General features: G+C 67.0%; 8 protein-coding genes and 1 pseudogene. 3 read left to right on the top strand and 6 right to left on the bottom strand.

What is annotated here, in order from left to right; translation table 11 throughout:
• From B3446_RS09565 to B3446_RS09540, 6 genes and pseudogenes are all read right to left on the bottom strand, one after another.
• Positions 1–976 (bottom strand): annotated as a pseudogene (locus B3446_RS09565) (hypothetical protein); the annotation flags it as partial.
• 1305 nt (positions 977–2281) lie between these two features.
• Positions 2282–3859, bottom strand: a complete 1578-nt coding sequence (locus B3446_RS09560) for a serine hydrolase (RefSeq protein ID WP_291380427.1) — start codon at positions 3857–3859, stop codon at positions 2282–2284.
• 7 nt (positions 3860–3866) lie between these two features.
• On the bottom strand, positions 3867–5039 hold the full coding sequence (locus B3446_RS09555) for a hypothetical protein (protein WP_291380425.1): 1173 nt from the start codon (positions 5037–5039) through the stop codon (positions 3867–3869).
• On the bottom strand, positions 5036–6181 hold the full coding sequence (gene ampH / locus B3446_RS09550) for a D-alanyl-D-alanine-carboxypeptidase/endopeptidase AmpH (RefSeq protein WP_291380423.1): 1146 nt from the start codon (positions 6179–6181) through the stop codon (positions 5036–5038). The genes B3446_RS09555 and ampH overlap by 4 nt, the downstream gene beginning before the upstream one ends.
• A 151-nt stretch (positions 6182–6332) precedes the next feature.
• The gene (locus B3446_RS09545; RefSeq protein ID WP_291380421.1) at positions 6333–7247 is read right to left on the bottom strand and encodes a GAF domain-containing DNA-binding protein; all 915 of its coding nucleotides are present in this window, start codon (positions 7245–7247) and stop codon (positions 6333–6335) included.
• A gap of 130 nt (positions 7248–7377) precedes the next feature.
• The gene (locus tag B3446_RS09540) at positions 7378–8379 is read right to left on the bottom strand and encodes a LacI family DNA-binding transcriptional regulator (protein WP_291380419.1); all 1002 of its coding nucleotides are present in this window, start codon (positions 8377–8379) and stop codon (positions 7378–7380) included.
• Positions 8380–8660: 281 nt separating this feature from the next.
• Between B3446_RS09540 and B3446_RS09535 the strand changes: the two genes are divergently transcribed.
• From B3446_RS09535 to B3446_RS09525, 3 genes are all read left to right on the top strand, one after another.
• Entirely contained in the window at positions 8661–9803 is a 1143-nt protein-coding gene (locus B3446_RS09535) for an L-talarate/galactarate dehydratase (protein ID WP_175137596.1), read from the top strand.
• 82 nt (positions 9804–9885) lie between these two features.
• On the top strand, positions 9886–10848 hold the full coding sequence (locus B3446_RS09530; protein ID WP_191577817.1) for a Bug family tripartite tricarboxylate transporter substrate binding protein: 963 nt from the start codon (positions 9886–9888) through the stop codon (positions 10846–10848).
• 74 nt (positions 10849–10922) lie between these two features.
• The coding region (locus B3446_RS09525; RefSeq protein ID WP_291380416.1) for a cation:proton antiporter at positions 10923–11984 on the top strand (1062 nt) is incomplete at its 3' end.

Raw genomic sequence — 11984 nt, 5'->3', positions numbered from 1 at the left:
CTGAGCCGCCTTCGCTGAAGAAGATGCCCGAGCCGTCACCGCCCGCGCCGCCGCCACCGGCCAGCGATTGTGCAAGCATGCCGATGGCCTGCGTGCCTGCGGTGTTGATGCTTGCCGCGTTGTTGATGGTGATGGAGCCGGCACTACCGCCCGAGCCGCCGACGCCCGGCGTGCTCACCAACTGGGCCACGGTCGACCCGGCAACGCCACCCGCGCCGCTGGCCGTCTGCGCGACGATGCCGGCCGCGTTCGCGCCCTGCGTGACGATGGAGGAGGCCGCGTCCGTCGTGATGTCGATGTTGCCGGTCGAGCCGCCATTGCCGCCATCGGAACCGATCGCCACCGTCAGCGTGCTGCTGCCGCCAGCGCCGCCGTTCTGGCCCAGGCTTTGCGCCAGGACGCCGATGGCCGTGCCGCCTTGCGTGGCAATGCGCGTGCCTTGCAGGTTCATCGTGGTGCCGCCGGTTGAGCCGCCCGCGCCGCCGTTGCCGCCCTGGCCGCCGGAGAGCGTACCGGACACCTCACCGCCGTACGCGCCCAACCCGCCTTGCAAGAGGCTGTAGATGCCATGGGATTGCGCGCCGGTCGTGGTGATGCCAATGGGGGCGGCGCTGGTGCCGGACAGTTGCAGCGTCAGGCTCCCCACGTTGCCGCCCGACCCGCCATTGCCCGCATTGCTGCTGCCAAAGCCCAGCGCGTCTCCGCTGTAAGGAGCGCCCACGCCGCCCGCGCCGCCTTGCTGCAGCGTCTGCACACCGGGGGAGTTGTCGCCATTGGTCGACAAGGCAACCGCCGTGCCGGCCGCGGTGACCGACAGGCTGGCGTCGCCGGCAATGCCGCCGATGCCGCCATTACGGTCGTGATAGCTGCCCTGATTGAATTGGCCCCCGCCCGCACCGCCTTGAGCCCATAGCCGCAATGCCGGCAACTTGCTGCCGGAGGTGGTGACGCTGGTGCCGGTGTTGTTGATCTGCACGGACGCCGATGAAGGCGGTGCGCCNNGGGGGCGGCCCCCCCGCCGTGATGGTGCCCGCGTTGCCCGCGTTGCCGCCGCTTGTGTAATCTTCGTCGGCCAGCCCGTTGCCGCCGTCGCCGCCCAGCAGGATGGCCGCGACGCCCGCGCCGGTGACCGGGGAGGTTCCGGTCTGGTTGACTGTGACGGATCCCCCTTGCAGCGTGACGACCGCGCTGCTCGCGTTGCCGCCGGCCCCGCCGTTGCCCAGCCCGCCCGTGGCGCTGTCGCCGCCGTTGCCGCCGTGCGATTCAGCCAGGATGCCGTAGAGCCCGGCGTTGCTGCCGGCACTGCCGTTTGCCCAGGTCCAGTTCACGGCCACCTGGCCGCTGTTCACGATCGAGACATTGCCCGCGCCGCCGCCGTAGTTTCCGCCGCCGTTGTACTGCGTTGCGCCGTAACCGCCGTTGCTGGCGGCCTGGATGCCTGCGAACCGGCCCGTGCCCATGAGAGTGGCCGTGATGGCGCCCGCGTTGGTGATGTGCGCGCCCGCCGATTGCCCGCCGGGACCATAGGGATTGTGATCGTCATCGGTGCCTGCGCCCGCGCCACCCTCGCTCAGGGCCGCCAGCGCGGCGCCGCCCGGCGTCGTGACCGCAGCCAACTGCGTCATGTCCACCGACCCGGTGTTGTTCAACGTGACGACCGAGGTGGTGCCTGCATTGCCGCCGCCGCCGCCGTTCTCGTCGTCGCTGGATGAGGCAGCGTCGCCGCCGCGCATCTGCGCCAATATGCCGTAGAGATTGCCGTTGGTGAAGAAGGGGCCGCTGGACGACAGGATGACACCGCCGCTGTTGTTCACGTTCAGTCCGGCCGCGCTGTAGCCGTTCAGGCTGTTCGTATTGCCAGGATTGCCAAAGGCCAGCACGGACAGGCCCGCAGGTGTGTAGGCGGTCACTCCGGCGCTGATGGGGGAGCTGGTCGTGACGTTCATGACGGGCACTGGCGAATTGAACCCGCTGGGCGGGGTCACGGTCACCGGGCTCCAGTACTGATCGGACAAGCTGCAAGTCAGGGTGCCGTTGCCCCCCGGCGGACACGTCAGCTGCGCCGAGGCGGTGCCGGTCAGCAGCACCCCCGCGATCGCGGCGGCAAGTTGAGTGAGTCGAAAGGGCGAGGCGCTGTGAGTCATACGGCTGTGTCCAGTTTGCCCCCCGTGACGCGCATGGGTTGCTTAGGCAAAAAGGTCGAACCATACGGGTGATTCGTCCGGCGCACATCCGTCTTTAGTCGTAGATGCGTCCGGCGCGCCTCGCGGGCGGGGGGCTGCTACTTCCGGATCCAGCCCCCCAAACCGCTGTCGTTGTAGTACTTGATGTCAAAGCCCTGGGCCTGCCCGTTCGCCATCTTGAAGACGATGGACGCCCGAGAGGCGAGCATTTCGGCTTCGCCGGCCGGCGAGAACGCGAACGTGTCGCCGTCCCAGTGGCGCACGGGAAAGCGCATGTCCTTTGGCCCCAGCACCAGCGTCAGCGCGCCGTAGGCTTCCTCGATTCGCGCGGGGCCGTAGTAGGGGTTATCGAACGTGCCGGTGTACTGCGATAACGCCTTGGGTGCGGCGGGCTTGGCGGGATCGGGCTTTCCGGTCAGATCCGCCTGCGGTTCGAACAGCTTCTTCATGGCGCCGTTGTATGCCGCATACCAGTCGCGCGTGGACTTGCCGTACAGCGCCGTGTCGGTGAACGTGGCCACGACGGCTTCCGCCGCGCCGACCGGCGCGCCGTTGGTCAGCACGACGATGCCGATGCCGGCGGAGGGCACGATGCGGAAGGTGGTGCCGGTGCCCACCAGAAAGGCGCCGGAATGCCCCATGGCAGGGCGTCCGCCGGTTTCCGTGTTGACGTTGAAACCAAAGCCATAGAAGCCGGACCGCGAATTCAGATCGGGCGCGGGGGCGCTGAAGGCCTGCGGCGACAGGGCGGGCAGCAGCGCACCAGGGGCGGCCAGCGGCTTGCCCTGATGTTGACCATCAGCCAGCAGCAGTTTCAGCCACTGCGCCAGGTCCACCACCGTAGAGGACACGCCGCCCGCGGGCGCCTGCGCATCGGCGTTGCGCTTGCCCACCTGCACGAAGCGGCCATTCTGGTAGGCATGCAGCAAGGCGCGGTTGCCGTGCGACTCGAAGTCGGCGTAGCGGTAACTGGTCGATGCCATGCCCAGCGGCTTGAAAAGCTGTTCGTCGGCCAGTTGCTCCCACGGGCGTCCCGCAATCTTGGCGATGGCCTCGGCGCCGATCGTGGTGCTGAAGTTGGCGTAGTGGTATGAAGTGCGGAAGGGGGTGAGCGGCAACAGGCGCAGGCGGGCGATGACCTCGTTGCGGGAAAAGCCCAGGTCTTCCAGATCGTCGCCCGCCGTGGGCGGCAGCCCGGTGCGGTGCGCAAAGAAATCGCCGATGGTGGCGTGCTCGGACACATAGGCGTTGCTGAGCGCAAAGCCCGGAAGATGACGCGACACGGGGTCGTCCCACGTGGCCTTGCGCTGCGTGATCTCGATGGCGGTCACTGTCGCCGACAGCGATTTGGAGATGGACGCGATCTGGAACACGGTATTGGCATCCACCGGCGCGTCCTTGCCGACCTCGCGAGTGCCGAAGCCTTGCGTCAGCACGGTCTTGCCGTCGATGACGACCGCGACGGCCAGGCCCGGCACCTGGCTGCGTTGCATGATGTCCTTGATGATGCCGGGCAGGTCCTGCACGGCGCGTTCGCGGCTGCCGGCCGGAATCGTGACGGCGTCCGCCGGCGGGTAGTCGGCGGGGGTAATCGGCACGGGTTGCGACCAGGCTGACGTGACGCCGCCCAGGGCAAGAACGATCGTTGCGGTGATGCGCGTGGTTGTGCTGTGCATGTTGGCCTCAGAATCCTGCTTGGTAAGCGATGCGAAAGACGCCCTGGTTGAGGCGCAGGGCCTGGTCGCGCTGATGCGTGATCCCGGCCTGCACGATCAACCCCACGGGCGTGACGTAGGTGACTGCGCCCGATACTCCCCAATCCGTACTGTCCAGCAGGCCATGCCGGGCCAGCGTCTGGCCGCCGCCAGTCAGCTTGCGCACGGCGGCCGTCGCGGTGACCTGCCAGCGGTCTCGAGACAACGACACCGAGGTTACGCCATTGCCGTTGGAAACCGGCGCGCCGCGAAAGGCGCTGGAATAGGTAGCCTCGTTGAACCAGTTCAGGTGCCATCCATCGTCCAGCGGCGTGTCGTAGCTGACCCTGGCCGATACCGTATTGGCGCTTTCGCCCTGGTCCGGATCCAGGTGCAGCCGGCCCGCGTCCACCCCGCCCGATATGCCCGGCAGTCCGGGTAGATCGCGAAAGTCGTACGAAAGGATGAACGACTTGAGCTGGTCGCTGAACATCGGCGGCTCGTCGGGGCCGAGCAGGCCGCCGTCCAGGCTGAACCTGCGGTTCATGGCGGTGTTGTCGCGCTTGAAAAGCAGGGCGGCCACGGAGTGCGTGCCGCGGCCCGACGTGCCCAAGGTGTAGCGTCCGCCCACGCCGATCGAGCCGCGGAATTCCGAGTTCTCGTTAAAGCCCGAATACAGGCCGTCCACGACGTGCCAGGCGTCGCCAAATCCCAGGTCCATCTTGCCGCCGTACAGCGCGTAGTTGTCGGCGGTGTAGGCGGCGAACAGGTTGTCCAGGTTCACGCCCAGGTCGGAAAACGCGTTGTCCTTGGTGTCGTTGGTGGACGAGTTGAACGTGGCCTTGGTGCGGATTGAAAACTCGCGCGTCAGTTGCAGCACCAGCGCGGCCTCGGCGGTGGGCTGCACACTGCTCCAGTGCGAGCGCGGAAGCTGGCCGTTGGCGTCGTGCACGCCGAAAAAGCCGGTGTAGCCGGTCATCAGCAGAAACCTGCCGTTCAGGCGCGGATACGATTCGTCGCCGTCGGCCAGATTGCTGTACGGCGTGAGAAAGATCTCGGTCTTGAAGATGTCTCTTGCCTCTTGCGCCGACGCGCCGTGCGCGGCCACGACAAGCAACGCCGCCGCCGCGGTCTGGCGCAACGCACGATGCAGACGCTTCACCGCGCCAGCTCAGCCGCCAGTTCGCGCACCTGCGCATGGATGTTGTTGAACATCCCGAAGTTCACGCGGCTGGCCACAACGAACACGCCCAGGTCGCGGTTGGGCGACAGCACCACGTACGACATGAAGCCGCCAATGCCGCCGCTCTTGCCCAGCAGGAACGGCGAGCCGTTGCGCGGCAGCGTCACCACCCAGCCCAATCCCATGCCGTCGGCGTCCGTGACCTCCGTGCCCACCACGGATTTGAGTCCGTCGTACGGCAGCCACATCGTGTGCGCCAGCAGGGCGTTCTCGCGGGCCTGCCTGGCGCCATCCAGATGCCAGCGCATCCAGCGCACCATGTCGTCGGCCGTGGCGTAGACGCCCGCGCTGGCATACATGATGTCGGGCGCTACTGCATTGTTGTCGGGCTTGTCGAAGGGATCGAGGCCCGTCATCAGGCGCTTTTTCTGTGCGTCGTTCAGCACGTTGGTGGCGTCGGTCATGCCGGCGGGCTTGAAGACCTCGTTGGCAAGCACGGTGGAATAGTCCGCGCCGCCGGCCTTGGCCAGCGCGTCGCCCAGCAGGCCATAGCCCAGGTTGGAATACAGCGTGGTGGTGCCGGGCACGTAGGCGGGCTTGTGGCTGCCCATCCACTTCCAGTAATAGGCCCGGTCGAAGACGGCGAACGGATTGTCGGAGGGCTTGGCGTCCGGGTCGGGCAGTTCGCGCGGCAGGCCGGCGGAATGCGTCGCCAGGTCGAGCAGCGTGATCGGGCGGCCATTGGCATCGACCCTGGCATTGTCGGGCGCGTACTTCGAGAGCGGATCGGTCAGCTTGAGCTTGCCCTTGGCGGCCAACGACGCCAGCACGTCGCCCGCAAACACCTTGGATACCGACGCAATCCGGAAGATGGATTGGCCGTCGGGTTCGACGCCGCTGCCCGGCGCGGTTTCGCCATAGCCCTGGACCACCACGTCATTGCCGCGAACCGCCGCGATGATCAGGCCCGGCGCGCCGCCATTCAGATACAACTGCATGCCGGCCATGGACACGGCATCCTGCAAGGCCAGGTCGGCGGCCTGGGTCTGGCCTGCGCCCAGCGCGCAGGCGGCGCTCAAGGCAAGTACGGGGATGCGCGGGAGAAGGCGGGACGTCAGCATGCGGATCTCACTGAAGGGGCGAGGAACGGGTGTCCCTGCGCATGCCGCGATGATCCCAAAATCCCGGTGCGTAGCCACCAGCGTCAGGACGAAACAACATCCCGGCGTGATGAATGGCATATTGGCCGGCTTTGCCGCGGTTGGCCCGGGCTCAGATCCCTATGCGTTCGCGCAGCGGCTTGCGGTACGAGCGGGACACCGGCCACGTCTCGTCCACGGCGCGCATCCGGATCTGCCACCGGTCGACGCTTCTGCGGTCTACGTCCATGACATGCAATGCGTTTGCAATCGCGGTGCGATGCACGCGAAAGAACGTCTTCTCGGGCAGGAGGGTCGACCAGACGCCGAGCGCGCGGGAATCCAGCACCATCGAGCCGTCGTCCAGCCAGATCTCGCTGTAGTTGCCCGCCGAGCGCACGCCCACGATGGCTTCCGGCTGAACGCCCCGCACGACGCCGCGCATGCTCAGGTAGACGACCGATGCGGCGGGATTGCCCAGCGGGGTCCGCGGGCGGCCGCTGCCGTACTTGGCCTGTCCGATCAGATTGGCGCATTGGTACAGCGCACCGACCTCGCCGGCGCTCCAGTGCCGGTGCTGGACGGTGGTGTCGAAACCGATGATGCCTTGCAGCTTGCCGTCAAGGCACACCGGCACGCTGAGCACGCTTTTGTTGCCTTGGCGCTGGAACTCCGCCTGGATGACGCGGGCGGTGCGGGGCAGGTCGTTGACGTCGTGGATGGCGACCGCCTGCCCTTTGACCATGAACCGGTGCAACCAGGCGATCAGCGTGGTCGGCACGTCCTGCAGTTCGGCGACAAAGGGTTCGGTCTGGCCGCGGCACCATTCGTGGGTATTGCGCAGCCGCAGCATGTCGGGGCGGTACTCGATCATCCAGGCCCGGTCGATGTCCGAGGTTTCGCCCATGTACGCAAGCTGCTCCGAGATCGCATCGTCCGCGGGCAGCTTGAGCAGGCTCATGGCGCAGTGATAGAGCCAGTCGGATGACGGGCTGGATTGGAGGAGGGTGACGGGGTGAGTCTGGTACTGGCCAACATCATCCTTCACGGGCGGTTCCTTCTGAGGCGGCAGGGCGCTTCGGGGGCGCGCAGTCGAAGCGCGCGGCTCGGCGGATTTTCCTACTGGCGGCGCGGTCTGACAACCGCCCGTGGCGACCAGCGTTCAGCTAGGTGTCTGGCTACGTTGCCGCACAGGCGCCCGTCGACTCCCGCTCGACGATCCGGAATCCCACGTCAATGACAGGCTCCGGCGGGGTCTCGCCCCGGCAGCGCGCCATCAGCACGCGCGCGGCCTGTGTGCCGATGTCCGCGCCGTCGATCTGCACGGTGGTCAGCGACGGCGCCAGGTGCGCGGCGAAGTCGGCCCCGCCGAAGCCACAGACCGCCAGATCCTGCGGCACGCGAAGGCCCCGCACGCGCGCCTCGGTCAGCACGCCTTCGGCCAGCGCGTCGGCGCTACAGAAGATCGCCTGCAGGCCGGGCGACTTGTCGAACAGTTCGGCCGCAGCGCGTCGGCCCGACGCCACGTTGCTGGGCGCCGGAACCACCGCCGTGGGCACGTCATGACCCAAAGTTTCCAGGAAGCCCGCGCGGCGCACGGCGGCGCGCTGGTCGTCGCCGGTGGCCAGTCCCACGTTGCGCCATCCCTTGGATAGAAAGAACTCGGCGACGGCGCTGCCCACCTGCCGATGTGAAAAGCCGACCAGCATGTCGAGCGGGCGTTCGGTCAGATCCCAGGTCTCGACCACCGGGATGCCGATCTCCCGCAGGCGGTGCGCGGCGGGGATGTCGCTCAACAGGCCGGCAACGACCACGCCGTCCACGCGCCGGCCCGCCATGGCGTTGAGCAATGCTTCCTCTCGGCCCCGGTCATAGCCCATCTGTCCAAGGATGAGCTGGTAGCCCTCGCGGTCGAGTTCGGCGGTCAGCGCTTCGATGGTGGGCAGGAACTGCGGGACCGAGATGATGGGCACCAAGGCCGCTACGGTGCGGCTGCGCCGGGACTTCAGGCCGCCCGCCAGCAAATTGGGGATGTATCCCGTTTCCGTGACGGCCTGCTGGACGCGTGCGATGGTGGCCTCGGACACGCGGCCCGGGTTGCCGAGCGCGCGCGAGGCGGTAATGAGCGACACGCCGGCCGCGCGGGCGACGTCATGCAGGGTGATGGATTTAGGCTTCATGGACCGAAAAGTACGGGTTTGTACGGATCGCGCGCTGGCTTGCCGCGCATTTTGGACAACGTTATCATGAACGTCAGCTGCAACGTTTTATCTTGCCGCCAGCCAGGCTCCGCACATCGGCGCCTTTTATTTGGCCGCAAATGACAACGTTGTCCATTCGTCGGCATCAACTTCATGACCAGACCAGCCGGTGATCCAACCGCTCGTCGATTCGTCGTTCACCGATCTGCCGATTCTTTCGATGGGTCCATGCAGGACCGCCTAAATATCCGGAGACTTCAATGACCGCCACTTCCAACGCCGACCGTATCGCCTGGTTGCGCATCTCGTCGTGCTACCTGCCGCTGGCCACCCCGATCAGCGACGCCAAGGTGCTGACCGGCCGCCAAAAGCCCATGACCGAAGTCGCCATGCTGTTTGTCGAAGTGCAGACCGAAAACGGCGACGAGGGCATAGGCCTGAGCTACTCCAAGCGCGCCGGCGGTCCCGGGCAGTTTGCCCACGCCAAGGAAATCGCACCCGTCCTGATCGGCGAAGACCCCAGCGATATCGGCCGGCTCTGGACCAAGCTGTGCTGGGCCGGCGCGTCCGTGGGCCGTAGCGGCCTGTCGACCCAGGCCATCGCCGCCTTCGACGTGGCGCTGTACGACCTGAAGGCCCGCCGCGCGAACCTGCCGCTGGCCAAGCTGCTGGGCGCCTATCGCGATTCGGTCGCTTGCTACAACACGTCGGGCGGGTTCCTGCACACGCCGCTCGAGCAACTGCTGGTCAACGCCAGCGCCTCGCGCGAGCGCGGCATCGGCGGCATCAAGCTGAAGGTCGGCCAGCCCGACCGGCAGTTGGACATCCGCCGCGTCGAAGCCGTGCGCAAGCACCTGGGCGACGACGTGCCGCTGATGGTCGATGCCAATCAGCAGTGGGACCGCCCGACCGCGCAGCGCATGTGCCGCATCTTTGAACAGTTCAACCTGGTGTGGATCGAGGAGCCGCTGGACGCCTACGACCACGAAGGCCACGCTGCGCTTGCCGCGCAGTTCGACACGCCGATCGCCACTGGCGAAATGCTGACCAGCGCGGCCGAGCACAGCGAGCTGATCCGCCACCGCGCCGCCGACTACGTGCAGCCCGACGCCCCGCGCGTGGGCGGCATCACGCCGTTCCTGAAGATCCTGTCGCAGGCGGAACAGGCCGGCGCGATGCTGGCGCCGCACTTCGCGATGGAACTGCACGTGCACTTGGCCGCCGCGTATCCGACCGAACCGTGGGTCGAGCATTTCGACTGGCTGGAGCCGCTGTTCAACGAGCGGCTCGAGATCCGCGACGGCCGCATGCTGGTGCCGACCCGCCCGGGCCTGGGCATCTCGCTCAGCGATCAGGCGCGCGCGTGGACGCGCGACACGGTCGAAGTCGGCAAGCGGGCCTGAACCCTTTCCGGTCCCGCCGACTTGCGGCGGGACGCCATGCACGACCAACGGCGCGACAGACGCCAACCTAGAGGAGACACGCATGAAAAAATGGTTCACCACGCTCGCGCTTGGCCTGGCCGTCACGGCGTCGGCTCAGGCGCAGAACTGGCCCGCCAAACCCGTCACGATGCTGGTGCCGTTTCCGCCGGGCGGTTCGACCGACCTGATCGCCCGGACGGTTGCGCCCAAGCTGCAGGACAAGTTCGGCGGCACCTTCGTGATCGAGAACAAGCCGGGCGCGGGCGGCACGCTGGGCGCGGGCCAGGCCAAGCGCGCCGCGCCCGACGGCTACACGGTGCTGGTGTCGTCGTTGGGTCCCTTCGTGATCGGCCCGCATCTGGTCAAGGAGCCGGGCTACAACGCGCTCAAGGATTTTGAATACATCACGGTGGCCGTGCAGGCGCCGAACGTGCTGGTGGTCAACGCGAATTCGCAGCTTCGCGACATGAAGGGCGTGCTGGATTACCTGAAGTCCAACCCGGGCCGCATGACGTTCGCGTCGGCCGGCAACGGCACCTCGGACCACCTGACCGCCGAACTGTTCTGGCAGGAGACCGGCACGCAGGCCACGCACGTGCCGTACAAGGGCGGCGCGCCGGCCATCGTCGATCTGCTGGGCGGGCAGGTCGATGCCAGCTTCAGCAACATCAACACCTGCCTCACGCATATCCAGTCGGGCAAGCTGCGCGCCATCGCGGTGACGAGCGCGAAGCGTTCGCCGCTGCTGCCCGACGTGCCCACGATGGAAGAGCTGGGTCTGAAGGGCGTGACCGTGACGTCGTGGCAGGCGTTCGCAGGTCCCAAGGGCATGCCCGCCGACGTCCGCGACAAGCTGCGCGCCGGCATCGTCGACGCGCTGAATGATCCGTCGGTCAAGCCGCGTTTGCTGGAACTGGGCTTTGAAGTCGTCGGCAACACGCCGGCGGAATTCACCAAGTTCCAGGCCGAGGAATTTGCTCGCTGGAAGAAGGTGATCGAAGTGGGCAAGATCACGGCGAATTGATTGCGCGCCCCTAGGAGCCAAGGTAACGTCGCACCGCGGGCATTCGCCCGCGGATCGACGTTCAGGGGTTTGCATTGGGGACTTTCACCGTAGTCATGGCGATGCTGGTCGCCGTCCTGTTCAGCGGCGTGCTGGTCCGGATGCTGCCGTTGGCCGTTCCGCTACCTTTCGTGCAGATCGGTCTGGGTTTTGTGATCGCGGCCGTGTTCCAGCGTGGGGTGCTGATCGAACCCGAGATCTTCTTCCTGTTGTTCCTGCCGCCTTTGCTTTTCCTGGACGGATGGCGCATATCGAAGCTGGCGGTGCTGCGCGAGTCCTCCTCCATCATCCAGCTCGCGTTCGGTCTCGTGATCCTGACGGTGATCGGTGTGGGATACCTGATCCACTGGATGATTCCCGACGTCCCGTTGCCCGTGGCGTTCGCCATCGCGGCCATCGTGTCGCCGACGGACCCGGTGGCGGTCGAAGCAATTTCCCGGCGCGTCCACATCCCGCGCCGCATGATGGCCATCCTGGAAGGCGAGGCGCTGTTCAACGACGCCAGCGGCCTGGTGGCGTTTCGCTTTGCCGTTGCGGCGGCGGCGACCGGCACGTTCTCGCTGGCGCAGGCCACGATGTCGTTCTTCTGGGTTGCCATTGCCGGCCTGTCGATCGGGGCCGGGCTGACGTGGCTCATCATGCAATTGCGGACCATCTACACGCGCCGGGTGGGCGAAGAGCCGGGGTCCGAGGTGCTGCTCAGCCTGCTGACGCCTTTCTTCGTCTATTTCGTGGCCGAGCACGCCAACGCCTCGGGCATCCTGGCCGCGGTATCCGCCGGCGTCATGATGAGCTATTCCGAACTGTCGGGCCGCGCACTCGCGGCCACTCGCATGGAGCGCAGGGCCGTGTGGAACACGGTGCAGTTCACGCTGAACGGCATGATCTTCGTGTTGCTGGGCGAGCAGTTCCCCACGATCTTCGCCGGCCTGGCAAGCGCCGCGAAAGAGGCTGGCGGCCAATCCCTTTGGTGGTTGCCCGTCTATGGACTGGCCGTGTGCCTGGGCCTGGTGCTGTGCCGGCTGCTGTGGGTGACCGTGTCGCTGAAGCTGAGCGCGATGGCGGCCCGCCGCCGCGGCGCCGAGCCGCCCGAGGTC

It is taken from the genome of Achromobacter sp. UBA5777 (assembly GCF_002418565.1).
Lineage (GTDB): Bacteria > Pseudomonadota > Gammaproteobacteria > Burkholderiales > Burkholderiaceae_B > Achromobacter > Achromobacter animicus.
This window is presented reverse-complemented; position numbering and strand designations above follow the sequence as displayed.